The organism is Trueperella sp., from assembly GCF_043424875.1.
In the GTDB taxonomy this organism is placed as follows: domain Bacteria; phylum Actinomycetota; class Actinomycetes; order Actinomycetales; family Actinomycetaceae; genus Trueperella.
Window position 1 is genome coordinate 37,188 of record NZ_JBHWPL010000074.1, and the last position, 25,211, is coordinate 62,398.

Here is a 25,211-nt window from a genome sequence, read left to right on the forward strand (position 1 = left end):
CCGCTAGCGAATCGCGCGGTTCACGGCGGAAATGATGGCCTTGAAGCCCGAGGTCATCGTCGACGGATCGATACCCACGCCCCACAGGACCTGACCGTTGACGTCACACTCGACGTACGATGCCGCCGTCGCGTCGCCACCCTCGGACAGGGCGTGCTCCGCGTAGTCCAGCACGTGCACGTCGAGGTCGAACTCCTGCAGCGCCTTCGTAAATGCGTCGATCGGGCCGTTGCCCCGGGAGGCCACGGTGTGATCGGTCTGATCGCCATTCGCGTCGCGCTGCGAGAGCGTCACCGTCAGCACAGTTTCCTTGCCCTCGTCGGCCGTCGTCGCTGTGATGCCGCGAAGCGCGAATCGGCCCCACGGCTTGAGCCCGTCGGCGTGCGTGTAGGGCAGGTACTCGTCTGCGAAGATCTTCCACAGCTCGTCGGCCGTCACCTCGCCGCCGATCCGATCGGTGCGATGCTGAACGAGGTTCGAGACCTCCACCTGCAGGCGCCGCGGCAGATCCAGATGGCGCGTGGACGAGAGCAGGTAGGCCACGCCGCCCTTGCCGGACTGCGAGTTCACGCGGACCACGGCCTCGTACGTGCCACCCACGTCCTTCGGGTCGATCGGCAGGTAGGGCAGCTCCCACAGCACGGCGTTCTCGTCGCCGCCCGCTTCGGCCACCTTCTTCGCGCGGTCGGCGAAGCCCTTCTTGATCGCGTCCTGGTGCGAGCCGGAGAACGACGTGTAGACGAGCTCGCCGCCGTAGGGAGCGCGCGCCGGCACTTCCATGCCCGTGCAATACTCCACCACGCTGCGGATCTTCGGAAGATTCGACAGGTCAAGCTCGGGATCGATGCCGTCCGAGAAGAGGTTGAGGGCCACGGTAATGATATCCACGTTGCCCGTGCGCTCCCCCTGCCCAAACAGACAACCCTCAACGCGGTCCACGCCCGCCATGAGGGCGAGCTCCGTCGTCGCCACGCCGGTGCCGCGATCGTTGTGGTTGTGTGCGGACAGCGCAATGTGCTCGCGACGCGAGAGGTTGCGACTCATCCACTCGATCTGGTCCGCGTACACGTTCGGCGTCGAGCGCTCCACCGTCGTCGGCAGGTTCAAAATAATCTCGCGGTCCGGGCCGGGCTCCCATACGTCCATGACCGCCTCGCACACCTCGAGCGCGAAGTCGAGCTCGGTGTCCACGAAAATCTCCGGCGAATACTCGAAGCCGACCACGGTCTCGTCGCCAAACGACTTTTCCATGTAGGCCACGAGCTCCTGCGTGCCCGAGATGGCCAGCTGCTTGATCTGCTCCCTGTCCATGCGGAAAACAACGTCGCGGAACACGGGTGCCGTCGCGTTATACAGATGCGCGGTTGCGCGCGGCAGGCCCTGGAGAGCATCGACCGTGCGGTGAATAATCTCGGGGCGCGACTGCGTGAGCACCGAAATCGTCACGTCCTCCGGCACGGCGTTGTCGTCCACAAGCGAGCGCACAAAATCGAAATCTGCCTTCGACGCGGCGGGGAAACCTACCTCGATCTCCTTGACGCCGATCTCCACGAGCAGATCGAACAGCTTCCGCTTCTTCTCGGGATTCATCGGGTCGATCAGTGCCTGGTTGCCGTCGCGAAGATCGGTGGACAGCCAGCGCGGCGCTTTCGTAATGCGGTTATCGGGCCACGTGCGATCCGGCAAACTGACCGGATTGGATTCGAGGAAGTGCCGGTACTTTGAGATCGGCATGGTCGAAGGCTGCTGTCGCGTGCTAAAACCGTCAGTTTTCATCAGGGGTCTCCCAGTCATTCAGTGTGAATAGTCTCAATTGCCAACACAGATACCCGCGGGGAGGTGTCAGCAGGTGACCTCGCCGCGGCGACTAAGGAGAAGCGCCTTGTGCATACGGATAGATTACTCTCGATTTCCGATTTGTCACGCACGGCGTCCATCTTGTGAACGGGCGCGCCACCTCAGTAACGCGACAGTTAGACACGACGACGTCGGGGCGCGGCCTGCGCGAAAGGCTTAGCTCGCCGGGATTTCGAGTTCCGTCACGGGCTCGCCGAGCGCCTGCTGGATCGCTTGGAGTGAACGTCCGATGTCGGCGACCGAAGGGGTCCGGTTCGCCTGCTCGCGCTCGAGTGCTCCACGAAGCGTGGCCGTCAGGGTCTCCTGGATGTCCGGGCTCAGGCCGTCGATATCGGCGTAGTGAATCTCCTCCTCGAGCGCTCGCTCGATGTAGGCCGTCCTGCCAAGGCCCTTGCCCGCGAAGGGTGCGCGCCCGTAGAGCGCGGTGAACAGCGTGGCGCCCACGGAGTAGACGTCGGCAAGGTGGGTGCACTCTTGGCCTCGAAGGGCCTCCGGCGCCGCCCATGGCAGGGACATGCCGGCGACCTCGGTGCCGGACGTGCCAACGAGCGCCGCGATGCCGAAGTCGCCGAGCTGATATCGCCCGAACTCGCTGGCGAGCACGTTCGAGGGCTTGATGTCGTAGTGGACGATGCCGAGCATGTGCGCCGTGTGAACCGCAGAGCACAGCTGAACGCCGATCCTTAGGAGGTCGGTGATGGGAAGCGGGCCGTCGATGAGGCGCTCAGCCAGCGAGGCACCCGGGCAGTACTGCATGACAATGTAGGGCTGGCCGGTAGCCGTCACGTCGGCGTCGTAGATCGACACGATCGAGGGGTGCCCGCCGAGCTGACCCATGACGTCAATCTCGGCGCGGAAGTCGGCGCGCCGCGATCGTTCTTGGCCCGAGCGCAAGACCTTAATGGCGACGAGGCGCTTCGGGGTCTGCTCCTCGTAGACGAAGACGTCTGCAAAACCGCCGGAGCCGAGATAGGAGACGAAGACGAAGTCGTCGAGCTCCGGGGGTGTGAGTCGGCGGCCCGGGTCCTTACGTGCAGACTCACCAAAGCCCAGTGCCTTCAGCGCCCAGTCGGCGCTCATGCTGTCATCAACCGCCGGTTCCTCCTGGAGGTCGCCCGGCAGCAACGTCTCGGGGAACTCGAGGGCGGCGATTGAGGCGGAATCGTGGACGTCGACGACGAGGGCGGTCGACTCGTCACGCTTGTGCTCGGGCGTGTTTGCCACGAGTACCGCCGCAGCGCGCTGGGCGCGCGGAAGCTGCGAGACCACGTTGGTGATCCGGCTTGCCGAGTGGAAGGTCCGAAGCGCGCGGGTCACGAGCACGAAGCGATCCCCGTAGCTGAGCGGGACGAAGGTAAACTCGCCGCGCTTGGGCAGCACCGTGTCGTCGTCGTGGAAGAGGATCACCAAGTCGCCCGATGTGTGAACGAGCCAGCTCCACTGCCCGTCCGCGGCCGGATCCTTAACGACGGCGAGGAGCGCGGCGTGCACCTCGGGTGTTGGCAGGTCGGCGTCCGTGGCCATCATCGTGATCGTGGCGAGGTCTTCCTCGGCGGCCATCATCGCGTCGTCCCACACGCGCCGAATCTGGTCGGCCTTGATGTCGGGGGTCGACCTGGCAAGTGCACCGAAACCGTCGAGGAGTCGGCGGCCAAACACCCGCGCAGCGGGATCGTCTGCAGGATCGGTCAGCAAGAAGATCGGAGCTTCGGCAACCGCATTGACGTAGTTGCCGCCAATCGACCACCGGAGGTTAAACTGCCCGACGTTCGCTTCCTGCATTAGTCGTCGAAGTCCATTGGCCGATCGAGCATTCCCAGATCATCGGCCGTGACGAGCCGGGTAGCCACCGCGTATTCAACGAGACGCGCACGGCGGTTGACGGCCAGACGATCGGGGCCGCCGTGCAATCCGCGAACACCGTGGCGTGTGAGGCGCTCACACACGTGGTCGAGCTTGCGGTTGAACCTCGTCAGCGGCCATCCCAGACGCTCGGCCGCGATCTTCGAGGACGGGATCGACGACGTCGTGCCCGTCCCTGTCAGAACCGGCTGCGCGAGGGCGACGATAAGGAGCTTCTGCGAGGGCGTGAGCTCGACCGGTCCGATCGTCGTCTCCCCCGTCGCCTCATCCTCGTTGACCACGTTCGCCGGGCTGTAGGGCGGCTCGTCGTTAACGATCGTCATCTCGTACGTCGTGGGCCCAGCGGTGAACAGAAGCATCGTGCGCGCATAGACGAGCGGCAACCGCGCACCGGGCGCAAGGTAGGCCTGCGTTTGCCCATCCTCGTCCGCTAGCGTGGCCGACAGGCGCGAACCAAGGTTGTCGATCCAGTACATGCCATCTTGATGGGTGATGACGAGGAAGCGCCGGTGCAAATAGGGATTGTCGTCCAGCTCGAGCGGGCCTTCGCGCCCGATGAGGAACGGCTCGTTGGGGTCGATAGTGAACCATTCGCCCACGAAATCGATCGCAAGTGTCACGTCATTCTCCTATGTGTGCAAGAACGATTGAGATGTTGTCGCGGCCCCCGGAGGCGAGGGCTTCCGAGACGAGCCGATTGATCGCCTCGTCCATGTCGATTGCATCGCGAAGGATGCGCGTCATTTCGGCGTCCGTGAGCTCGTCGGTGAGCCCATCTGAACACAGGATAACGAAATCGCCGACCTTTAGATCGACCTCCGCGAAGTCGACGGCGGGCGGTCCGTACGTTCCGATGGCTCGGGTGATGATACTCCGGCGGGGGTGGGTGTGCGCTTCGTCGTCGGTGATCTCACCGGCGTCGACCATCTCTTGAACGAGCGAATGGTCGCGGGTAAGCCGGCTCAGTTCCTGATCGCGGTACAGGTAGACCCTGGAATCGCCAACGTGGAAGACGAGCGGGCGCTCCCCCAGATGAAGGCCGGCCACGGTTGTGCCGGCGGCTTGGCCGAAGTTGAGGATGCGAGTTTCCGTGCTGCCCGGCAAGACCCCATCGAGGTGGCGGCAAATCTGGTCCGCCGCTTCGATCAGTGCGATCTTGATCGCCGACTTGCGATCCTCGACCGAATAAGAATCGAGGTCTTGTTCGATCGCCGCCACGGCGTCGATCGCGCACTGGGCTGCCACGTCCCCGAGCGTATGCCCACCCATGCCATCGGCCACGACAAAGAGGCGCTCCGAGGTGAATATCCGATCTTCGTTGCGCGCTCGCACGCGGCCGGTGTCTGACACCGAAACCGCCTGTGCACTAAGTATTTTGGCCACGAGCCCCCCTTGCAGGTCGAGCACCATCCTACGCGCGCGCCTGAAGTTTTGCCGGGGAGAGCCCTACCCTAGACGGAGAAGAGGCTCGGGTACACGCCCCAATAGGCAAGGGCGAACAACAGCAGGATCTGCCCGGTGAACAGCACTCGAAGATTCGCCCCGGCTTCGCGGGTGAACATGGGCTTGGTCCGCCAGATTCGCATCGCGCGCACGAGCAGATACACGGCCCCGAGCGCGAGGATCTGAACGAAGAGCCACCCGCCTTGTACCACCCAGCGGTTGGTCTCATAGGACAGCGCGAGGTTGGCAAGCGCCACGATGTAGGCGAGGAACGCCACCCAGGCGAGGATGACGACGATCGAACTGGCAACGATCGGCCGGCCCACGCCGCGGTACGTTTGCTGGTGGCCAAGGATCGGCGTTCGACCCACGATCGTCATCGTTGCCCCGACGACGGTCAGTAGCACGCCCGCGGCCAGCAGCGTGATCATCGCGTCGCCCGAGCCGAACCAGCGCGGCGTCGCTACGGTTTGCGCCACGTAGTCTTGGCGGGGCTGGGCGCCGGCCACCTCGTTGCTCATCTGCACCGAGCTTGGCAACCCGTTGATGAAGTCGGAGATGTCCTGATACGCGGCCGGCTGCAGTTCCCCGTCGATACGCAATCCGTGATCGGCGCCGTCGTAGTAGCGAAGGATGAGGTCGGAGTTACCCGCCTCCGAAAGATCCTCGGCCATCATGATCGGCCCCTGAACGATGGGCATCGACAAGTCGTTCGTGCCATAGGCCATGAGCACCGGCACGGTGATCTGCCGGTGATAGGGGCTCGGATCGAAATTCGCGTACAGGAAGTTGCCGTCGGCAAGCGCTCCGGAAATCAGGCGCGGGATGGCGTTGTAGATCTGCCCGGGCGCATCGAGTTCGCGCAGGTACGCGTCGGCCGCCAGCGCGCCCTGATCGCGGATCGGCATGACGGGGTCCGACACGAGGATTAGGAAGGCCGTGCGCTGATCTCGCACCACGGAAATCGGCGCCACGAGCGCACCTTCCGACTCGCCGTAATAACCCACGTCGCGCTGATACACCGAGGCTTGCTCGCGCAGCCAATCCCCCACGATGTGGTATCCCTCAGCGAGTTCTTCGTAGTTGCGCGAGAGGGTCGTGTACTCGTCCAAAAGCTTGTCCGGCACCGCCGTCACGATGCCGGCCGACGCCAGCCAGTGCGCCTGCTGGGTGAAGGCTTGGTGCGTGGACGTTCCGGTTCCGTGGAGGAACACGACGCCGGGGCGCTGCCCATCAGCCCCCACGGGTTCGCGCAGGGTCACCTTGATCGTCTGCCCGTTCGGGCCCTCGACCTCGTGCACCGACTCTTGAACCTCGTACGTTTCTAGGTACGGGGTGGGAACGGCGGAGGTGATGTGAGTGGAGGACGTCGTGGGAATAATGAGGTTCGTCATCGGCTGCGGATTCCAGCCCGGCCCGGCCCACAGACCCCAGACGCCGAGGATGAGGACGGCAACGAGCCAAGTGACTACCAGCGGCAACCGCCGCCGCGGCGCCCTCTTAGCCTTGCTCAAAATCCAAGTCGCCCCAACATCTTTGGATCGCGCTGCCATTCCTTTGCCACCTTGACGTGCAGATCGAGATAGACGGGCTGGCCGAGCAATCGTTCGATCCCCTCGCGGGCCTGCTGGCCAACGCGCTTCATGCGCTGGCCTCCCTTGCCAATCACGATACCCTTCTGCGATTGGCGTTCAACGAACAGATGCGCGTTGATCGCCATGACTGGCGGGCGGTCATCGCCCTTCTTGCGTGGCCGTTCGTTCATTTCTTCGACGACGACGGCGATCGAGTGCGGCAGTTCCTCGCGCACGCCCACGAGGGCTGCCTCGCGGATGAGCTCTGCAATGAGTTCTTCTTCCGTCTCGTCGGTGATCGTGTCCTTCGGGTACAGCGGCGGGCTTTCCGGCATGCGCTCAATGAGCAGATCGGCAAGAAGCTCGACCTGCTCCCCCGCGACGGCCGAGACCGGCACGATCTCGGCGAACTCGTGCATCTGCGAGACCTCGACGATGCGTTCGGCGAGCGCGTCACGCGTGACCCGGTCCGTCTTGGTCAGCACGGCAAAAATCGGCGCGCCGGTCTTGGCGACGGCGTCGAGGATGTAGCGGTCTCCCGGGCCTGCCGGCTCGTCGGCGGGCATGCACAGCACGACGGCGTCCACGTCCGACAGCGCCTGGCCCACCATGTCGTTCAGGCGTTCGCCAAGGAGCGTGCGCGGGCGGTGCATGCCGGGGGTATCCACGAGGATGAGCTGGCCGTCGTCGCGATGCACGATGCCGCGAATGACGCGGCGGGTGGTCTCGGGCTGATCCGCGGTAATCGCGATCTTCGTGCCGACCATCGCGTTCATCAGCGTGGACTTGCCGGCGTTCGGGCGTCCGACGACGGACACGAAGCCCGCCCGGAAGCCGTCAGGGTACTCATTCATCATCGTCGGCGTCCTCCACCTTCGGGGCTTCTTGCACAATGACCGTCGATAGGCGCTTCTTGCGCCCCTCGAACCTGTCGGCCTTGAGTAGGAGGCCTGCGGCCTCGGTCTCCGAGCCGCGGATCGGTATCCGGCCCAGACTCTTGGTCAGGAGGCCGCCAATCGTGTCGACGTCGTCGTCGTCGAAATCAATGTTGAATAGGTCCACGATGTCGTCAATCGGCATGCGGGCAGGCACGCGATACGTGCCCTCGTCCAGCTCCTCGATCTCGGGCTGGGCGGGATCGTGCTCGTCGACCATCTCGCCCACGATCTCCTCGACGATGTCCTCGATCGTGACCATGCCGGCGATGCCGCCGTACTCGTCCACCGCGAACGCGATGTGGTTCTGGTTGATCTGCATGAACTCGAGCAGCTCGTCCGCGAGCATGAATTCGGGCACGAACTGGGCCTCGCGCATGACGTCGGAGGTCACCAGACCCTCGGTATCCGTGCGGCGATGGGTGCGGCGGATGACGTCCTTCATGTAGAGCACGCCCTTGAGGTCATCCACGTTCTCGCCGATCACGGGGATGCGCGAAAAGCCCGAGCGTGTGAACAGCGAGATCGCCTTCTCCAGCGACTGGTCGTCGTCGATCGTCACCATGTCGGTACGCGGGACCATGACCTCGCGGATGATCGTGTCAGAGAGCTCGAAGATGTTTTGGAGCATCGAGCGTTCGTCGTCTTCGAGAACCTCCGACTCGGACACGCGCTCAACCATGACCTGCAGCTCGCGTTCGTGGCGCGATTCGCGCTCCTCCTCGTCCGGCTCGCGGCGGGTCACGAAAATCGACCCGATGCGGGTCAGCGGCCACACGAACCAGGCCGTCCCGTTGAGGATCTTGACCGAATGCTTGTGGCCAAGGTCGGCGGGAAGCAGGATGGCGCCGAGCATGAAGAGCGCGGTTGCCACGGCGAGCGTGATGAGCCAGACACTCCACAGCGTGTGCACGTAGTCGGCCACGAAGGTGCTCACACCGAGAGCCACGATCATGACGAAGAAGTTGCGGACCGCGGACACCGAGGCCAGCGCGGCCGGCCGGCGATCGTAGATCTTGTCGAGTCTGCGCTCGCCCGCGTCCTCCTCCACGATCTGCTTGATGCGCATGCGGGAAACGGAGTTCAGCGCCTGAATGATGATGCCGGCGAGAACGGCCAGCAGCAGCGCAATGGCGGTGAGGACTCCAATAAGTACGGGGGAAACTTCAGCTTCTATCATTCGTCATCCATGACCGGTGCGACGTCGTCGATATCGCCCGAGCTAGCGGTGTGCGGTTTGCGTGCGAGGAACGTCAGTAGGAGGCGACGTTGCAGGTCGAACATCTCCTTCTTCTCCTCTTCTTCTGCGTGGTCATAACCAAGCAGGTGCAGCATGCCGTGCGTGACCAGCAGGAGGATCTCCTCCATCGTCGCGTGGCCAGATTCGAGGGCCTGACGGGCTGCCACCGCCGGGCACACGACGATGTCGCCGAGCATGCCGGGCTTTGGTTCCGTGCCCACGGGGGCTGGGCGCAGCTCGTCCATGGGGAACGACATGACGTCGGTCGGCCCGGGCAGATCCATCCATTCCTTGTGCAGAACTTCCATCTGCGCCTCGTCGACGAGCAGGATCGACAGGTCTGCCTGCGGATGGACGCGCATCTCATCGAGCACGTAGGCCGCGAGTTCTGAGAGTTCGACGGCGCCTACCGCCGGCTCGAACCCGGATTCGTCATTAACCTCAATCATTAGGCTCCCCTACTCTGCATCGAACCGCGCGTAGGCGTCGATAATATCGGCCACGAGGCGATGGCGAACGACGTCCGCCGAGCCGAGCTCGATGAACTGGATGCCGTCCACATCTCGCAGGATGCGGCGCACGAGCCCCAGGCCAGAGGTCTGGTTCTTCGGCAGATCCACCTGGGTCAGATCGCCCGTGACGATCATCTTCGACTTGAAGCCGAGGCGGGTCAGGAACATCTTCATCTGCTCGGGCGTCGTGTTCTGCGCCTCGTCAAGGATGACGAACGCGTCGTTGAGCGTGCGCCCGCGCATGTAGGCCAGCGGCGCCACCTCGATCGTTCCCGCCGCAAGCAGCTTGAGGATGGCGTCCGGGTCAATCATGTCGTACAGCGCGTCGTAGAGCGGGCGCATGTAGGGATCGATCTTGTCGTTGAGCGAGCCTGGCAGGTAGCCAAGCGATTCGCCGGCTTCGACCACCGGGCGGGTGAGGACGATGCGCGAGACTTCCTTCTTTTGAAGCGCGACGACGGCCTTGGCCATGGCGAGGTATGTCTTGCCCGTGCCCGCCGGGCCGATACCGAAGACAATCGAGTTCGCGTCGATCGCATCCACGTACGCCTTTTGCCCCAGGGACTTCGGGCGGATGGTCTTGCCGCGATTGGTCAGGATGTCCGTGTTCAGCAGATCGGTCGGCTTGGCGAGTCCGGAGCGCAAGATCGTGATCGCACGTTCCACGGCATCGACAGTCAGGTGCTCGCCGGTGCCTGTCACGGAGATGAGTTCCTGCATGAGGTCCGAGGCGAGTGCGACATCGGCTTCCGGGCCAGACAGCGTCATGTCGTGCCCGAGCACGTGGATCTCAACGGGGTCGAGGCCCTTTTCGAGGGCGCGCAATACTTCGTCGCGGTGTCCGAGGATGTTAATCATCGGAATACGATCCGGGACTGTCACGGTTGCCTTAGATTCCATCACTGCCATACTAACTGAGCCTTGCCCTGACCACGGCGCTCGCCCATGCGCCTGCCGTAGCTGAGCGCAACACGTGCTCGCCAAGGAGCACGCTGTGTGCGCCGGCGCCGTTCAGCGCCTCGACCTCCGCGCCGCTGATGCCGCCCTCGGGGCCAACGATCACCATGATCTGCTCGGCCGAGTCGTCGAGAATATCCACGAGTCGCTCGCTTGCCTCCTCGTGGCACACCAAGACCGCGCCTGGAAACTCGCGCACGCGCTCCACCAGCTGTTTGGTCGTCACCACGGGCTCGACGCCCGGCACGAACGCACGCCGGGACTGCTTGGCAGCCGCCCACGCCGTGTCCGCCAGTTTCGCGCGCCCCTTCTCGGCACGCTTGGGATCCGACCAGCGCACGATCGTCCGCTCGGACATCCACGGGATAAACGCATCGGCGCCGAACTCGGTGCAGGTTTCGACCGCCTGCTCATCGCGCCCGCCCTTGGCCAAGGCCTGGACGATGACGAGGCGCGGCCGCGCGGCCTCTTCCTCGACGGAGGCGATGACCGGGCCGGCGACGTCGTCCTTCGACACGTGGTCGACCTCAATCGTCAGCCGCAGCCCGCGGCCATTCGCGATATCGATCTGATCGCCCACCTGCGTGCGCCGAACTGTCGCCGCGTGGCGCCCTTCGGCGCCGCCAAGACTCACGTAGCCAGACTCGGCGAGGTCGGGATCGAGGTAGAGAGCTCGGGTCATCGGCCGGTGAAGCGTTCCTTGAGGCGGGAGAAAACCGACGACGACGTCTGGACGAGCAAGCCACCGTTGTCCCCGCGGGCCTGTGCGAACTCCTCGAGGAGCTCACGCTGGCGCGAGTCGAGCTTCGTCGGCGTCGTCACCTGAACGTGAACCTTGAGATCGCCGCGGCCGTTGCGGTGAAGCCTGCCCACGCCAAGCCCGTCGAGACGCTGGACGTGACCAGCCTGCGTGCCGGGCTCAAGTTCGATGGCCTGCTCGCCGTCGAACGTCTCGATGTTGATCGTCGTGCCGAGCGCAGCGGAGGTCATCGGAACCTCGAGCGTGCACAGCAGATCATCACCCTCGCGGGTGAAGACGGGATCGGAGGCCACGCGCATCTCGACGAACAGATCCCCCGGAGGGCCGCCGGCGATTCCGGCGTCGCCGCGCCCCGCCATGCGAATCCGCATGCCGTTTTCCACTCCCGCGGGAACGTTGACGGACACCGACTGCGAGGCGCGAATGCGCCCCTCTCCCGAGCACTCGCCACACGGCGTGACGATCACGGTGCCGTAGCCCTGGCACTGGCCGCACGTCGTCTGAGCCATAACCTGCCCAAACAGCGACTGCGTAAGGCGCTGGGTGGTTCCCGTGCCATCGCAGTTCGTACACGGAACCGGATCCGTGCCCGGCTCTGTCATGTGGCCGTGGCAATGCGGACACTCGATGACGGCGTCGTGCTTGAACTCCTTCTCCACGCCGAACACGACGTCCTGAAGCGAAAGGTCGAGGCCGACGAGGGAATCTTGGCCGCGGCGCGTGCGCGAAGCCGGGCCCCGGCGCGTGTTCCCGCCACCGAAGAAGGTATCGAAAATATCTTGGAATCCGCCGAACCCGGCGCCTGCGAAGCCGTTGCCAGACAGCGCGTCTTCGCCGCCCAGGTCGTAGAGCTGGCGCTTCTCGTCGTTCGAGAGCACCTCGTATGCCTTGTTGACTTCCTTGAACTCTTCGGGCGAGCCACCGCCCGCCTCGTCGGGGTGAAGTTCGCGCGCCTTCTTGCGGTACGCCTTCTTAATTTCGGCCGAGGTCGCATTGCGCGCCACGCCCAGAATGTCGTAGTAATCAGCCACGTATGTCCTCAATTTGCTGAAAGAATGTCGGATAGGTACTTCGCGACGGCGTAGACGGAAGACATCGTCGCGGGATAGTCCATTCGCGTCGGTCCAATAATGCCAAGTCGCGCAACAGTTTGCTGGTCTGCGCCCACATAGTTGGTGGACACCACAGAGGTTTCGCTGAAAGCATCACTCACGTTCTCCGAACCGATGCCAACGTGCAGCCCGTCCTCCTTGTGCGCGAGCATCCGCAACAGCACCACCTGCTCCTCGATCGCGTCGAGGATTGGATAGATCGTCCGCTCGAAATCGATGTCGTATCGGGTCAGGTTTGCCGTTCCAGCCACGACGACGCGCTCTTCAGCCTCGTTGCGCAGCGTATCTTCGAGTGCGCGCCCGACGGTGCGCGCCGCGGGGCGAAGCTCGTCGGGTAGGCGGGCCTCAACCCGCGTGAGCGCGTCGGGTAGCTCGGCCAGCTGGTGGTCCGAGATTTCCTCGTTGAGCGTTGCTCGCAAGGTGGCGAACTGCTCGTCCGAGAGGCCGGATTCGGTGGTGACGATGCGCTGCTCCACACGGCCGGCGTCGGTGATGATGACGACGAGCGCTCGGGTTTCGCTCAGCGGCACGAGCTCAATGTGGCGCACGGCCGTACGGCGCAGGGACGGGTACTGGACCACGGCCACCTGGTCCGTGATCGAGGCGAGGAGGCGGACGGAACGCGCGATGACGTCGTCGAGATCCACTGCCTCGGAGAGCATCTTCTCGATCGCCGCACGCTCCCCGCGGGTCAGCGGTTTGAGCTCGGCGATCTGGTCCACGAACTTGCGGTATCCGGCGTCAGTGGGCACGCGGCCAGCCGACGTGTGCGGCTGCGCAATCAGGCCCTGCTCCTCGAGGGCGGCCATGTCGTTGCGAACCGTCGCCGGGGAAACGCCAAGGCGGTGTCGTTCGACGACGACGCGCGAGCCGACCGGCTCACCGGTCTTCACGTAATCCTGCACAATCGCGTTGAGAACCAACGCTCGCCGATCGTGAGCCACACACACCCCTTTCAGTTCCCGGAGATAGCACTCTCCACTTCCGAGTGCCAATTCTACGCCGTGTCTGGTAAATATCCAGTTCCAGAAGTTGGCTACGCTAATGGCTATGCCCACATCTGGAACTCATGGTTTTTCGATCGATCGATACGGTCAGGACGTCCTGTCCGGTGATTCACGCGCACCGAAGCACCGAACGCTGCCCGTTGAGGTCGGCATGGTACTCGAGGAACCCGCATCGGGATTCGTGGGCGAAGTAATGGCCGTGCGCAAGGTGGCGGGTCAGTGGCAGATGGAGCTCGAGGACGGCGACTTCGCGCGCCGATCCTTTCCCCTCGGCCCTGGATTCTGGCTCGAAGGTCAGGCCGTGAACCTCGTGCCGCCCGCGCCGAAGCAGGAGCCTGCTGGGAGGAAGATCACCGCTTCCGGATCATTTCACGTGGACCACGAGGCGCGCGTGGCCAAGGCGTCTCGCATCTGGGTGGAGGGTAAGCACGACGCCGAACTCATCTCGAAGATCTGGGGCTCCGACCTCGCCTACGAAGGCATCATGATCGAAGAGCTCTTCGGCGCCGACAACCTCGAGGAGATCCTGAGCGCTTTCGGGCCGACGAACGACCGCCGGGCCGGCATCATGCTCGACCACCTCGTTGCCGGATCAAAGGAGTCTCGCATTGCGGCCAGGGTGCAGGCGATGCCCGGCGTGCTGGTTCTTGGCCACCCGTACGTCGACATTTGGCAGGCAATCAAGCCGTCCGTGATCGGGCTCGGGTCATGGCCGAGCGTTCCGCGCGGCGAGGACATCAAGGTGGGCACCCTCGCCCGCATTGGCTGGCCGCATGAGACCCAGGAGGACGTCGGCTTGGGCTGGAAGCGAATCTTGGATTCGGTGCGCGACTACCGCGACCTTGAGCCCGCGTTTTTGGGCCGGATGGAAGAACTCATCGACTTCGTCACCGCGCCGAGCGGCGTGTAAGGCCTACTTCCAGGCGGCGTTCGGGATGAGCCGGATAATCTGGCTCGCCTTGGCTTCGATCGTCTTGATACGTTCGACCTGATCCTGGCGCTTCCCGTCGAACATGTAGGTAATCGTGTCTCCCCAAAAGTGCGTGGCCTGCAAGCCCGGCCACTCGAGGAGGAACCTGCGCACGTCAGACGTGAGGTAGGCCGGCACGTCTCCGGCGCCTTCGTAGGTGAGGTCGCCGTCGTCGTCGAGCCGCACAAGCGCCTCCTCAAATTCCGCTTCGCTGCCGTCCGAGCGCTGCGGAAGCTCGATCGTGAAGAACATGTGCGTACCGACCGAGGGCGCAACGAACGAACCTGCTCGCCACATCGGCGTGCTCCGCCGTGCGGTGATGGCCTCGATTCCGGCCGCCTTTTCAGTGATGGGCCAAAAACGTGGGAGCTCTTTGGAATTGAGAAGGAACATCGCGAGGTTGTCCACGGTGTCCTGAACTCGCCAGCCCTCCGAGCGCATGCGGCCCTTCAGTCGCGATGCTTCATCCCACGTGCCCTGCGTGTTCTTCGACAAGAGCGTGTGGAGTGTATAGACGAGCGGAATGCCAACCAGCAAGAGGAGCATTCCAATAACTATGTAATCGCGAAGAATAATGAGTCTCTCCGATCAGGTATCCCACAGCGTACGAATCACTGTGTCTGCCAGAAGTCGGCCACGCCGTGTGAGGCGGATTCGCCCGGTGAGTGCCGCTCGCCCGTCAATGAGCTCGTCGGCGATCAACGATGCGATGACGTCACTGGGCGTGTGGTCAGGGACGAGGATGCCATCGTTGAGACGAATGCCGAGCATGATGTCTTCCTCAGCTCGTTCAATATCCGAGAGCGCCTCGCCGCCGCCGATCGGGAAATCTCCGCCTTCGAGCTTGCCAGTATAGGCGATGGGGTGCTTGATATTCCAGAACCGGGAGCCGTCAATATGCGAGTGCGCGCCCGGCCCGAATCCCCACCAGTTGGCGTTTGTCCAGTATGCGCGATTGTGTTGAGACTCCTTGCCGGGCTTGGCCCAGTTGGATACCTCGTACCACTCATATCCGGCGGCACTGAGGGCCTCGTCTGCCATCTCGTACTTCGCGGCGAGTTCGTCTGGATCGGGCTCGGGCAGTTCGCCGCGGCGCACCTGAGCGCCCATCTTCGTGCCCTCTTCGATCGTCAGGCCGTAGGCGGAAATGTGGCCCGGCTCGAGCGCGATGGCCGCCTCGAGTGAGGCCTGCCAGTCCTCCAGCGACTCCCCCGGCGCGCCATAGATGAGGTCCACGGAAAACTCGAGATCGAGCTCGCGTGCCCAGTGCGTGACGGCGTCGACCTGACCGGGTGTGTGCAGGCGGTCGAGGACCTCCAGCACATGCGGGCGCGCGGACTGCATGCCGAAGGAGACGCGCGTGAAGCCGGCAGCTTGTAGCGCCGCGAGATCCGCCTTCGTCACCGATTCGGGGTTCGCCTCCGTAGTCACTTCCCCGGTGGGGGCGCCGAACGTCGCGCCCAGCGCCTCGAGGATGAGGGCAAGGTCCGTAGCCGGTAGCAGGGTTGGCGTGCCCCCGCCGAAAAAGACGGTCTCAAGCGGCGCGGCCGGTTCGAGGATCTGGCCCGCCATCTCGATTTCCCGCACGATCGTCGCGGCGAAGCGGTTCGCACTCGCTCCCCCGCCAAAATCGACGTTCGTGTACGTGTTGAAGTCGCAGTACCCGCACCGAACGGAGCAGAACGGGATGTGGACGTAGGCCGATAGATCGTTGACGGGCCCGGCGATGCGTGCGAGCTCGAAGGGGTTAGCCACTAACGCGGATCGCTTCGATGTCGTAAATCTTGCGCCCGGCCTCAATTCCTCGCCGCTCAAAGCGCGTCATGACGCGCCCATTCCAGCGGTCGGCAAAGCCGCCCTGGTACTGGCCCTGATCGGCGGGATCGTGGTTCTTCTGCGAGAACGGGTTGCGGAACTGCGGGCTGTTTTGCACGACGTCGCGCATCTGCCACGCGTAGTCCGCCCAGTCGGTGGCCATCCGCCACGTGCCGCCCGCCTGGAGGACCAGCGCGGCCGTCGCGGCAAATTCATCGCTGACGAGGCGGCGCTTGTGGTGGCGCGTTTTACGCCACGGATCGGGGAAGAACGTCCACAGTTCCACCGCGCGCGGATTCGCGCCTTCACCCTCGCGGAAAAGGATGGGCAGCGCCTGGGCGGCGTCGACTTCCATCAGCCGAACGTTGCGCACGCCCTCGCGCACGGCCGCGTTCACGCAGCGCGCGACGCCGGGAGCCCACGCCTCGATCGCGAGGAAGTTCCACTCCGGGCGGGCAAGCGCGGCTGCGATTGTCTGTTCGCCCGAGCCAGGGCCGATTTCGACGACGAGCGGACCCGGCCGGCCAAACTCGGCGATGAGGTCGATGTGGGCGTCGTCGGCAATGGTCGTCTGCGCGGGCCCCTCCGGGTAGTCGATGACGTACCGCGAGCCGTACTCGGCCATGACGGCCTCGTACTTATCCCCCAGACGCGAGCCGCGCCTGGTAAATGATCTAATTCGCCCGTAGTTCGGGTTCTGCTCGGTCATTTCTTCTTCGATTCCGGCATGTCTGAGGACAGCGCCGCCACGAAGGCCTCCTGCGGCACGTCCACGCGCCCGATGGATTTCATGCGCTTCTTTCCTTCTTTCTGCTTCTCGAGGAGCTTGCGCTTACGAGAGATATCGCCGCCGTAGCACTTGGCGAGCATGTCTTTGCGCAGCGTGCGAATGGTCTCGCGGGCGATGATGCGAGTGCCGATCGCCGCCTGAAGCGGGATCTCGAACTGTTGCCTCGGGATGAGTTCCTTGAGTTTGCCCGTCATCTGCACGCCGTAGCGATAGGCGTCATCGCGGTGAACGATCGCGGAGAAGGCGTCGACCTTCTCGCCGTTGAGCAGGATGTCCACCTTCACGAGATCGGCCTCTTGCTCGCCCTCTTCCTTGTAATCGAGGGAGGCGTATCCGCGGGTGCGGGACTTGAGCTGGTCGAAGAAGTCGGTGACGATCTCGGCCAGTGGCAGGCGGTAGCGCAGCTCCACGCGATCCTCGGACAGGTAGTCCATGCCCTGAAGGTTTCCGCGGCGCTGCTGGCACAGATCCATTGACGCGCCCACGTAGTCCGACGGCGTCAAGATCGTCGCGTTGACCATCGGCTCAAAGATCGTTTGGATCTTGCCTTCGGGGAACTCCGACGGGTTGGAAACGATGTGCTCGTCCCCGCCCTCGGCGATCACCCGGTAGACCACCGACGGCGCGGTGGCGATGAGGTCAAGATCGAACTCGCGCTCGAGGCGCTCGGTGATGATTTCGAGGTGGAGCAAGCCAAGGAATCCGCAGCGGTAGCCAAAGCCAAGTGCCACCGAGTTCTCGGGTTCGTAGGTCAAGGCCGCGTCATTGAGCTTGAGCTTATCGAGGGCATCGCGAAGGCCCGGGTAGTCCGAGCCGTCGATCGGATAGATGCCGGAAAACACCATCGGCTTCGGATCGCGATAACCGGCCAGCGCCTGTTCGGCGGGCTTTTGCGCGTCGGTGACCGTATCGCCCACGCGCGACTGGCGCACTTCCTTCACGCCGGTAATCAGGTAGCCGACCTCACCGGCGCCCAGGCCCGCGGCCGGTTTCGGCTCGGGCGAAATGACGCCGATCTCCAAGAGCTCGTGGTCGGAGCGTGTGGACATCATCTGCACCTTTTGGCGAGGCTCGAGATTGCCATCAACCACTCGCACGTAGGTGACGACTCCGCGGTAGGAGTCGTAGACGGAGTCAAAAATCATGGCGCGAGCTTCGCCGTCGGGCTGGCCTGTGGGCGCAGGAATCTCTTCGATGATCCGGTCGAGAAGCTGCTCGACGCCGTCGCCGGTCTTACCGGACACGCGCAGGACGTCGTCGGGATCCATACCCAGCAACCCGCCGATCTCGGCGGCGTACTTCTCCGGATTAGCAGCCGGAAGATCAATCTTGTTCAGCACCGGGATGATCGTGAGGTCGTTTTCCATTGCCATGTACAAATTGGCAAGAGTTTGAGCCTCGATTCCCTGCGCCGCGTCCACGAGCAGGATTGCTCCCTCGCACGCGGCGAGCGAGCGCGAGACCTCATAGGCGAAATCGACGTGCCCAGGCGTGTCAATCATGTTGAGCACGTAGGCCTGGCCGTCCACTGACCACGGCATGCGCACGGCCTGCGACTTAATGGTGATGCCGCGCTCGCGCTCGATATCCATCCGGTCCAGATACTGTTCGCGCATCTCGCGAGCTGTGACGATGTCAGTCAATTGCAACATTCGATCGGCAAGGGTGGACTTGCCGTGATCAATGTGAGCGATGATGCAGAAATTGCGGATCCGCTCTTGGTCCGTGGTGGACGGCTGAATCTCTTTCAGCTCAGCAGCGTTAGAAACTGGCACGAAACTCCTTATAAGAAATAGTCGTCCTTAACGATACCAGCGCGCCCGAGGCACAAGCGCTTTGAATCGTGTGAATTTCTCCCGTCACGTGACACACTTGTTTCCATGTATCGACACATCATTTGGGACATGGGCGGCACGCTCGTTGACACGTACCCGCAAGTCGACCACATGCTTGCGCGAGTTGGATACGCAACCGACCAACCGTCGTCGGCGCAGCTGTCGGAAGTTGCCAGATTACGCACGACGTCGATCGATCACGCCATGGAGACTCTTGCGCGAGTGTACGGGGCGGATATCGATGAGATGCGCCGCGAGTACGCGGCGTTGAAAGAGTACTGGAAGACCCATCCGGCGCCCGTCATGGGCGGTGCCACCACGGTGATGGATGCCGTGCACGAGGCTGGTGGCCTGAACCTCATTGCGACGCACCGCGATCGCGAATCCGCCGAGACGCTGCTCGCCGGCCTTGGACTCGACGTCGACGACATGGTGTGTGCCCCCGATGGGCTGCCGCGTAAACCGGATCCGACGATGTTGACCACCCTCATGGAACGGCACGATCTCAATCCCGCCACCGTGATCTGCGTGGGCGATCGAGAGATCGATATCGAGGCGGCCAAGGCAGCCGGGTGCCGGGCATTCCTCCTCGACCACAGGGGCGAGGAGCCGGGCACGATTAAGGTTCTTAGCGAACTGATTCCGGTTCTCGACGGGCGGGCGTGACACAATACGACCATGAGTCTTGGCGCCGGATCAATGAATCTGTTCCTCCCCGCGATTGAGCGGCTGTCTCGCCTGCCTGGAAAGGTGCTCGTGGCGATGTCGGCCGCAGGCAACGCGTTGTTGCTGATCACCGGGTGGATGGCCGGGCAGCGGCACGGCGGAGTCGGTGGATGGTTGCCCTTCGGCGTCGGCGTGGTTCTGACGGCCGTGCTGATCTTCTTCGCGGTGCGCCGCCAGCGGCTCGAGAGCCGCCTTGACGCGTATTCCGCGCAAGCCATCGAGCGCTACAACCGCATCATGAACCCTCCCCAGAACGCCGGCGAGATCAGCGCGGGCGGCGGCGAGGGTGTTGTGATTGACGAACAGGGCGTGGTCATTCCCGGCCCGAACTCCGAGGCGATGCGACACGAGGCTGAGCTACTCAAGAGCCGCGAACGTCAGCGCGCCGCCGAGCTTGAGGCGACGAATCGGAAGAACACCTTCATGTCGCGCCTCGAGGCCGCGCAACGCGCAGCGATTGCCTCGGCGGGCGGCATAGAGAACGTCCCGCACCTCAAGGATGATCTGCGCTGGACGATCGTCAGCGCTGGAATCACGTTGGTCTCGATCCCCGTGATCGGGTTCCTCATCATCGTCGCGTTGCTGCTGTGGCTGTAGGGCCGCGCCACCCTGTCTGAGAACCGGTTGCAGCGCCGCGCTGTTTGCTGCACTGAACAATCCGACAGAGCACGGCACCGCGCTGCGAACTGCGTAGAATGGGCTCCATGGACGTACCCGAAGAACTTCTCGCAAAAGGCGACGTAGCGCGGCGGCATGTGCGCGAGCACCCCAAGGCGCTCGCCGGGAACGCGCTCGGCGCGCTGCTGACAATCGTGGCCGTCGTCGTCGCAATGATCGTCCTACCGGATTCGCTGTACCCGTGGGCGCACTGGGCGATCGGCATCACCGGGATCGTTTTGCTCATTTTGGTGCTCGTCTACCCGCTCCTGCAGTGGATGACCTCCACGTACACCATCACTGACAAGCGCCTCATCGCGCGCTCTGGCTTCCTCAAGAAAACGATCACCGAGATTCAGCGCGCGGACATCAAAGACCTCACGATCGAGACCGACGTCGTGGACCGACTCGCCAAGACGGGCTCGCTCATCATCACCACCGATACCGGCCGCACGCTCACGTTCCGCCATGTGCCTGCCGTGGAGGATTTCAAGGCAAGACTGCTCACGCCATTCACGCAGGAGGACTAAATGTCATTCATGAATTCACTGAAGAACGTCGCCGGCCAGGTGGGCCGGCGCGTGGTGCGAGACGTCCAGCGCAACGTCCGAAAGGAGCTCGGGCGGCGCACGCAGGCGGGATTGCGCTCAAGGCGCGAGGCCGAGGCTCGAAATGACAAGGCCGAAGGCACGAAGGCCAAGGGCTCGCAGTCGAAAGGCTCGCAGGGCACACGCTCGCAAACCAAGGGCTCCCAAGCCAAGGGTTCGAATAAGAGCCGCGGATCGTCGTCGGGAAAGCTTCCAGGCCCCCGCGATCGCGCGATTGAATACGACGTCGCCCGCTTGGGCCTGCCCGATTTCGAGTACGAGCCGCAGCGCAACGGAGCGCCCGATCCCGGCGAGGTTGTGTGGGCGTGGGTGCCGTTCGACGAGAACGACGGGCGCGGCAAGGACCGCCCCGTGCTGGTGCTCGCCGATTCGGAGGAGCACGTTATCTTCAGTCAGATGACGTCGAAGGACAACACGCACGACGCCGAGTGGGAAGCCAAGTGGGGCCGGCACTGGATGGACGTGGGCTCCGGCGAATGGGATCACAAGGGTCGGCCGTCCGAGGTTAGGCTCGACCGCCTGCTCGTTGCGCACATGGATCAGATCCGCCGCGAAGGCTCGTTCCTGCGCAAGGATATCTACGACGACGTGGTGCGGGCCCTGAAGAATCTGCACGGCTAGTCCGAACTGCACACACTGGGCGTGTGTGCGCCGCCGCTTGCGCGCACAGCGCATTTTAGATGCAGATTCAACCATTTTCAGACTTTTCCAAGGTTGGCTCCCTAGTGTTGGTGAGGTAAGCAGATCGCAACTGATCTGAGTTGTACACGTAAAGGAGACAACCATGGGCTTCAAGGATGACATCAAGCACGGCGCACAGTCTGCTATGGGCAAGGCCAAGGAAGCAATCGGAGACGCGACTGACAACAAGTCGATGGAATTCGACGGCAAGAAGGATCAGGCTTCGGCTGACGTGAAGAACACCGGCGCTGACGCCCGTGACGGCGCGAAGGCAAAGGCTGTTGAAGCTGAAGAGAAGCTGACCGACGATAAGTAAGACCTCGGCCTAGGTGCCACGTGACTTCGGCGCCGCAAAAGTGAGCAGATGCACCGGCATCCTCGCTTTTGCGGCGCCTTTACGTTTGCTAGAGTTGCCTATTGGACTTTGAACCTGGTCGGGTGAAAGGTCCGGTCACTCTTCTTTCCACGGGCGCCCCACGCCTCAGTCCGAAGATGGCAAGCCCTCAACCGACCGAGGCCCACGAGGCCACCAAGCAAAACGAAAGAGTTATCAGTGGCAAACATTAAGTCCCAGATCAAGCGAAACAAGACCAACGAGAAGCGCCGCGTCCGCAACAAGGCTTACAAGACCGAGGTTCGCTCGCTCGTCCGTAAGACCCGCGAGGCTGTGGAAGCTGGCAACGTTGAGGAAGCGCAGGAGTCGCTCCGCATTGCTAGCCGCAAGCTCGACAAGGCTGTTTCCAAGGGAGTTCTCCACAAGAACAATGCAGCGAATCGCAAGTCCAAGCTTGCCAAGCTCGTTGCATCGATCGAAGGCTAGTTTCTTCGTATAACGTGAGGGGCGGACCGGTTGGTCCGCCCCTCACGTTGTGTCTTGAGGCCGCTCGGCCTCAAAACCGCTAGATGTGCTGGTTGATCTGATCCACCGAATCCTTGGCATCGCCGAGGAGCATCTTCGTGTTCTCGTTGAAGAACAGCGGATTTTGCACGCCGGCGTAACCCGCATTGCCCATCGAGCGCTTGAAGACGATCACGTTCTTCGCCTCCCAGACCTTGATGACGGGCATGCCCGCGATCGGCGATCCGGGTTCTTCGGCGGATGGATTGACCGTGTCGTTCGCGCCGATGACGAGCACGACGTCGGCCTGGGCCATCTCGTCGTTGACCTCGTCCATCTCGAACACGATGTCGTACGGAACGTTCGCTTCCGCCAGGAGCACGTTCATGTGTCCGGGCAGTCGGCCAGCCACCGGGTGGATGGCGAAGGAGACGTCAACGCCCTGATCGCGCAGCTTCTCCGTCATCGACGCGACCGGGTACTGTGCCTGTGCAACGGCCATGCCGTAGCCTGGCGTGATGACGACCTTGGACGCATCCTTGAGCAGTTCCGCGACCTCGTCGGCCGTCGTCTCCTGATGCGCGCCGTAGTCCCTGCCCTCGCCAGTCACGGCGCCGTCGGAGCCGAAGCCGCCCAGAATGACGGAGATGAACGAGCGGTTCATCGCCTTGGACATGATGTAGGACAGGTACGCACCCGAGGAACCAACTAGCGCACCGGTGATGATGAGCAGATCATTGCCCAGCGTGAAGCCGGCCATCGCGGCCGCCCAGCCCGAGTACGAGTTGAGCATGGACACGACCACGGGCATGTCGCCACCGCCGATGGCGGCAACCAGGTGCACGCCGATGAGCAGTGCGATGATCGTGAGGATGATCAACGGGATGAGGCCGCTGGTCAGCGAACGCGTGTGCGCAAACCATACGATCAGGCCGACCGAGATGATAATCGCTGCGCCGTTGAGCCAGTGGCGGGCCGGGAGCATCAGCGGAGCACCGCTCACGCGTCCGGACAGTTTGAGGAACGCCACGATCGATCCCGTGAACGTCACGGCACCGATGAACACGGCAAGGCCAACCTCGCCCATGTGGAAGGCGTTGTAGATGGAATCTTCACCCGGGGTTTCGATGAACGAGTTGTAGCCCACCAGCACCGCGGCAAGACCCACGAATGAGTGCAAGAGCGCGATGAGCTCAGGCATCCCGGTCATCTCCACGCGCTGGGCGACTGGGATTCCCACTCCGGCGCCGATACCCAGAGCAACGAGAATCAAAATCACCGTGATCGTGGTGTTGTCCCCCGCGTGAGCGATGACCACCCAGACGGTGGCAAGCAGTGCGAGCACCATGCCGATCATGCCGAGGCGGTTACCGCGCTGGGCCGTCGTCTGCTTGGACAGGCCCGCTAGTGCGAGGATGAAGAGAATAGCCGCGACGATGTACGCCAGCGACTGGAAGCGAAGCTCAAAAGGTAGTTCCAGTGTCAGCAAATCCATTGTTAACTCCTATGGAACATCTTGAGCATTCGCTCGGTGACGAGGAATCCACCAAAGATGTTGATGGATGCCACCGCAACCGCGATGAATGCGAGGATCTGAACGGCCACCATGCCGGAGGATATTTGTAGCAATGCTCCGACCACGATGATTCCCGAAATCGCGTTTGTCACTGACATCAGTGGCGTGTGGAGGGAATGGGTGACGGCCGTAATGACGTAGAAGCCGACGACGACGGCCAGCACGAACACGATGAAGTGCGTGTTCATTCCTGGCGGCGCCGTCAAGATGAGCCACGCGAAGATGGCCACCGCCGCGAGCTTCCACCAGTGCTTGGCGACCCACGACTTTTCCTTCACGGGCTCGGGCTCGTCCTGCGCGACGTCCTGCTGGGCAGCGGGCGCGGGCGCCGCCGAGACCTTAACGGGCGGCGGCGGGTACATGACGCGGTCTTCGAGGGTTACAAGCATCTGGCGAACGATCTCGTCGTCGAGATCCAGATGCAGGTTGCCGTCCTTTTCCGGCGTCGTGAGCTTGAAGAAGTTCACCACGTTCTGGCCGAACAGCTGCGATGCCTGGCTGGGCAGGCGCGAGGCGAGCTCGGTGTAGCCGATGATCGTCACGCCGTTGTCCGTCACGACGACCTCGTCCGGGCTCGAGCCGACGACGTTTCCGCCGTTCGCAGCACCCATATCGACGACGACGGAGCCCGGCTTCATTCCAGCCACGGCTTCCTCCGTCAAGAGAATCGGAGACTTGCGGCCGGGAATTGCCGCCGTCGTGATGACGATGTCGGCTTCGGCAGCCTGCTCCGTGTATAGCTTCTCTGCCGCTTGTGCCTGCTCCTGGCCCATTTCCTTGGCGTAGCCGTCGGACGATTCCTGAGCGGCAGCGGGAATGGCTACGAAGTCCGCGCCCATCGACTCAACCTGCTCGGCGGTCTCAGCGCGCACATCCGTTGCCTTGACGATCGCGCCGAGCGAGTTCGCCGTTCCGATCGCGGCAAGACCTGCCACGCCCGCACCGATCACGTAGACGGTGGCCGGCGGAACCTTGCCGGCCGCGGTGACCTGACCGGAGAACAGGCGCCCGAAGTTGGTCGCAGCTTCGATGACGGCGCGGTATCCCGCGACGTTGGCGAGCGACGAGAGCACGTCCATCGACTGAGCGCGCGAAATTCGCGGCACCATGTCCATGGCCAGACCCGTGATGCCGCGGCTCGAAAGCGCGTCCAAGAGCTGTTCGTTGCGCCCAGGAGCCATGCGCGAAATAAGCGTGGCGCCACGGCTCATGAGATCAAGCTCTGCTTCGGCGGGTGCGTCAATTGTGGTCACAATGTCCGCAGCCCATGCGTCTTCCTTACTTGCTACCCGCGCTCCAACGTCCTCGTATTGAGAATCGGGAAAACTGGCACTCGAACCGGCGCCGTTTTCAACGACGACCTCATATCCGAGTTTGATGAGTTTTCCTACCGTGTCGGGAGTCGCGGCGACCAGAGCCTGATCATCAGGCTCCCGAGGTACACCTATGCGCAAC

The 25,211-nt window shown here is 63.2% G+C and carries 25 protein-coding genes; 7 read left to right on the forward strand and 18 right to left on the reverse strand.

The window, feature by feature from the left end; genetic code table 11:
• Positions 1–3 precede the first annotated feature (3 nt).
• The 12 genes from leuA to hrcA all read right to left on the reverse strand — a co-directional run bounded on the left by leuA (position 4) and on the right by hrcA (position 13,197).
• Positions 4–1,734 (reverse strand): 2-isopropylmalate synthase, encoded by a 1,731-nt coding sequence (leuA, locus tag ACHFFR_RS06865; protein WP_394263523.1) that lies wholly within the window; start codon positions 1,732–1,734, stop codon positions 4–6.
• 279 nt (positions 1,735–2,013) lie between these two features.
• Positions 2,014–3,639 (reverse strand): serine/threonine-protein kinase, encoded by a 1,626-nt coding sequence (locus ACHFFR_RS06870; protein ID WP_394263524.1) that lies wholly within the window; start codon positions 3,637–3,639, stop codon positions 2,014–2,016.
• Positions 3,639–4,340: a hypothetical protein gene (locus ACHFFR_RS06875; protein WP_394263525.1), complete on the reverse strand. Its 702-nt coding sequence runs from the start codon at positions 4,338–4,340 to the stop codon at positions 3,639–3,641. Before ACHFFR_RS06875 ends, ACHFFR_RS06870 begins: the two co-directional genes overlap by 1 nt.
• Position 4,341: 1 nt before the next feature.
• Positions 4,342–5,103, reverse strand: a complete 762-nt coding sequence (locus ACHFFR_RS06880) for a PP2C family protein-serine/threonine phosphatase (RefSeq protein ID WP_394263526.1) — start codon at positions 5,101–5,103, stop codon at positions 4,342–4,344.
• A gap of 68 nt (positions 5,104–5,171) precedes the next feature.
• Complete coding sequence (locus ACHFFR_RS06885; RefSeq protein ID WP_394263527.1) at positions 5,172–6,677, reverse strand: alpha/beta hydrolase family protein; 1,506 nt, start codon at positions 6,675–6,677, stop codon at positions 5,172–5,174.
• Positions 6,674–7,591, reverse strand: coding sequence for a GTPase Era (era, locus tag ACHFFR_RS06890; protein ID WP_394263528.1), 918 nt, complete (start codon positions 7,589–7,591; stop codon positions 6,674–6,676). The genes ACHFFR_RS06885 and era overlap by 4 nt, the downstream gene beginning before the upstream one ends.
• Entirely contained in the window at positions 7,584–8,852 is a 1,269-nt protein-coding gene (locus tag ACHFFR_RS06895; protein ID WP_394263529.1) for a hemolysin family protein, read from the reverse strand. Before ACHFFR_RS06895 ends, era begins: the two co-directional genes overlap by 8 nt.
• Positions 8,849–9,361: an rRNA maturation RNase YbeY gene (gene ybeY, locus ACHFFR_RS06900; protein ID WP_394263530.1), complete on the reverse strand. Its 513-nt coding sequence runs from the start codon at positions 9,359–9,361 to the stop codon at positions 8,849–8,851. The genes ACHFFR_RS06895 and ybeY overlap by 4 nt, the downstream gene beginning before the upstream one ends.
• A 9-nt stretch (positions 9,362–9,370) precedes the next feature.
• Positions 9,371–10,324: a PhoH family protein gene (locus tag ACHFFR_RS06905; RefSeq protein WP_394263531.1), complete on the reverse strand. Its 954-nt coding sequence runs from the start codon at positions 10,322–10,324 to the stop codon at positions 9,371–9,373.
• 10 nt (positions 10,325–10,334) lie between these two features.
• Positions 10,335–11,063, reverse strand: coding sequence for a 16S rRNA (uracil(1498)-N(3))-methyltransferase (locus tag ACHFFR_RS06910; RefSeq protein WP_394263532.1), 729 nt, complete (start codon positions 11,061–11,063; stop codon positions 10,335–10,337).
• Complete coding sequence (gene dnaJ, locus ACHFFR_RS06915; protein WP_394263533.1) at positions 11,060–12,172, reverse strand: molecular chaperone DnaJ; 1,113 nt, start codon at positions 12,170–12,172, stop codon at positions 11,060–11,062. The genes ACHFFR_RS06910 and dnaJ overlap by 4 nt, the downstream gene beginning before the upstream one ends.
• An 8-nt stretch (positions 12,173–12,180) precedes the next feature.
• A complete protein-coding gene (gene hrcA, locus ACHFFR_RS06920; protein WP_394263534.1) occupies positions 12,181–13,197 on the reverse strand; it encodes a heat-inducible transcriptional repressor HrcA in 1,017 nt (338 codons plus the stop codon).
• Between the two features lie 106 nt (positions 13,198–13,303).
• On the opposite strand from hrcA, the gene ACHFFR_RS06925 reads away from it, so the two are divergent.
• The gene (locus ACHFFR_RS06925; RefSeq protein WP_394263535.1) at positions 13,304–14,170 is read left to right on the forward strand and encodes a DUF3097 family protein; all 867 of its coding nucleotides are present in this window, start codon (positions 13,304–13,306) and stop codon (positions 14,168–14,170) included.
• Between the two features lie 3 nt (positions 14,171–14,173).
• On the opposite strand, the gene ACHFFR_RS06930 is transcribed toward ACHFFR_RS06925, so the two are convergent.
• The 4 genes from ACHFFR_RS06930 to lepA are packed head-to-tail and all read right to left on the reverse strand — an operon-like array spanning position 14,174 to position 18,610.
• On the reverse strand, positions 14,174–14,776 hold the full coding sequence (locus ACHFFR_RS06930; RefSeq protein WP_394263536.1) for a hypothetical protein: 603 nt from the start codon (positions 14,774–14,776) through the stop codon (positions 14,174–14,176).
• Between the two features lie 42 nt (positions 14,777–14,818).
• Positions 14,819–15,985 (reverse strand): radical SAM family heme chaperone HemW, encoded by a 1,167-nt coding sequence (gene hemW / locus ACHFFR_RS06935; protein WP_394263537.1) that lies wholly within the window; start codon positions 15,983–15,985, stop codon positions 14,819–14,821.
• Positions 15,978–16,754, reverse strand: a complete 777-nt coding sequence (trmB, locus tag ACHFFR_RS06940; RefSeq protein ID WP_394263538.1) for a tRNA (guanosine(46)-N7)-methyltransferase TrmB — start codon at positions 16,752–16,754, stop codon at positions 15,978–15,980. Before trmB ends, hemW begins: the two co-directional genes overlap by 8 nt.
• Positions 16,751–18,610, reverse strand: coding sequence for a translation elongation factor 4 (gene lepA, locus ACHFFR_RS06945; RefSeq protein WP_394263539.1), 1,860 nt, complete (start codon positions 18,608–18,610; stop codon positions 16,751–16,753). Before lepA ends, trmB begins: the two co-directional genes overlap by 4 nt.
• 105 nt (positions 18,611–18,715) lie before the next feature.
• On the opposite strand from lepA, the gene ACHFFR_RS06950 reads away from it, so the two are divergent.
• The 6 genes from ACHFFR_RS06950 to rpsT all read left to right on the forward strand — a co-directional run bounded on the left by ACHFFR_RS06950 (position 18,716) and on the right by rpsT (position 22,162).
• Positions 18,716–19,336, forward strand: coding sequence for an HAD-IA family hydrolase (locus tag ACHFFR_RS06950; RefSeq protein WP_394263540.1), 621 nt, complete (start codon positions 18,716–18,718; stop codon positions 19,334–19,336).
• 12 nt (positions 19,337–19,348) lie between these two features.
• Positions 19,349–19,993: a hypothetical protein gene (locus ACHFFR_RS06955; protein WP_394263541.1), complete on the forward strand. Its 645-nt coding sequence runs from the start codon at positions 19,349–19,351 to the stop codon at positions 19,991–19,993.
• A 107-nt stretch (positions 19,994–20,100) separates the two neighbouring features.
• The gene (locus ACHFFR_RS06960) at positions 20,101–20,583 is read left to right on the forward strand and encodes a PH domain-containing protein (protein WP_394263542.1); all 483 of its coding nucleotides are present in this window, start codon (positions 20,101–20,103) and stop codon (positions 20,581–20,583) included.
• A complete protein-coding gene (locus tag ACHFFR_RS06965; RefSeq protein WP_394263543.1) occupies positions 20,584–21,282 on the forward strand; it encodes a type II toxin-antitoxin system PemK/MazF family toxin in 699 nt (232 codons plus the stop codon).
• A gap of 163 nt (positions 21,283–21,445) precedes the next feature.
• Positions 21,446–21,658 (forward strand): CsbD family protein, encoded by a 213-nt coding sequence (locus ACHFFR_RS06970; protein ID WP_394263544.1) that lies wholly within the window; start codon positions 21,446–21,448, stop codon positions 21,656–21,658.
• 237 nt (positions 21,659–21,895) lie between these two features.
• Complete coding sequence (rpsT, locus tag ACHFFR_RS06975; RefSeq protein ID WP_394263545.1) at positions 21,896–22,162, forward strand: 30S ribosomal protein S20; 267 nt, start codon at positions 21,896–21,898, stop codon at positions 22,160–22,162.
• A gap of 79 nt (positions 22,163–22,241) precedes the next feature.
• On the opposite strand, the gene pntB is transcribed toward rpsT, so the two are convergent.
• A complete protein-coding gene (pntB, locus tag ACHFFR_RS06980) occupies positions 22,242–23,675 on the reverse strand; it encodes a Re/Si-specific NAD(P)(+) transhydrogenase subunit beta (RefSeq protein ID WP_394263546.1) in 1,434 nt (477 codons plus the stop codon).
• Positions 23,676–23,677: 2 nt separating this feature from the next.
• Positions 23,678–25,210, reverse strand: coding sequence for a Re/Si-specific NAD(P)(+) transhydrogenase subunit alpha (locus ACHFFR_RS06985; RefSeq protein ID WP_394263547.1), 1,533 nt, complete (start codon positions 25,208–25,210; stop codon positions 23,678–23,680).
• Between the last annotated feature and the right edge of the window lies 1 nt (position 25,211).

Excerpts from the sequence above, each read along its gene's own strand:
- ACHFFR_RS06970 (WP_394263544.1), top strand. The coding sequence starts at position 21,446 with ATGGGCTTCAAGGATGACATCAAGCACGGCGCACAGTCTGCTATGGGC.
- ACHFFR_RS06905 (WP_394263531.1), bottom strand. The coding sequence starts at position 10,324 with ATGGAATCTAAGGCAACCGTGACAGTCCCGGATCGTATTCCGATGATT.
- ACHFFR_RS06930 (WP_394263536.1), bottom strand. The coding sequence starts at position 14,776 with ATGCTCCTCTTGCTGGTTGGCATTCCGCTCGTCTATACACTCCACACG.
- era (WP_394263528.1), bottom strand. The coding sequence starts at position 7,591 with ATGAATGAGTACCCTGACGGCTTCCGGGCGGGCTTCGTGTCCGTCGTC.
- pntB (WP_394263546.1), bottom strand. The coding sequence starts at position 23,675 with ATGGATTTGCTGACACTGGAACTACCTTTTGAGCTTCGCTTCCAGTCG.
- ybeY (WP_394263530.1), bottom strand. The coding sequence starts at position 9,361 with ATGATTGAGGTTAATGACGAATCCGGGTTCGAGCCGGCGGTAGGCGCC.
- ACHFFR_RS06960 (WP_394263542.1), top strand. The coding sequence starts at position 20,101 with ATGGACGTACCCGAAGAACTTCTCGCAAAAGGCGACGTAGCGCGGCGG.
- ACHFFR_RS06950 (WP_394263540.1), top strand. The coding sequence starts at position 18,716 with ATGTATCGACACATCATTTGGGACATGGGCGGCACGCTCGTTGACACG.
- ACHFFR_RS06910 (WP_394263532.1), bottom strand. The coding sequence starts at position 11,063 with ATGACCCGAGCTCTCTACCTCGATCCCGACCTCGCCGAGTCTGGCTAC.
- ACHFFR_RS06895 (WP_394263529.1), bottom strand. The coding sequence starts at position 8,852 with ATGATAGAAGCTGAAGTTTCCCCCGTACTTATTGGAGTCCTCACCGCC.
- ACHFFR_RS06955 (WP_394263541.1), top strand. The coding sequence starts at position 19,349 with ATGAGTCTTGGCGCCGGATCAATGAATCTGTTCCTCCCCGCGATTGAG.
- trmB (WP_394263538.1), bottom strand. The coding sequence starts at position 16,754 with ATGACCGAGCAGAACCCGAACTACGGGCGAATTAGATCATTTACCAGG.
- ACHFFR_RS06965 (WP_394263543.1), top strand. The coding sequence starts at position 20,584 with ATGTCATTCATGAATTCACTGAAGAACGTCGCCGGCCAGGTGGGCCGG.
- ACHFFR_RS06925 (WP_394263535.1), top strand. The coding sequence starts at position 13,304 with ATGCCCACATCTGGAACTCATGGTTTTTCGATCGATCGATACGGTCAG.
- leuA (WP_394263523.1), bottom strand. The coding sequence starts at position 1,734 with ATGCCGATCTCAAAGTACCGGCACTTCCTCGAATCCAATCCGGTCAGT.
- ACHFFR_RS06870 (WP_394263524.1), bottom strand. The coding sequence starts at position 3,639 with ATGCAGGAAGCGAACGTCGGGCAGTTTAACCTCCGGTGGTCGATTGGC.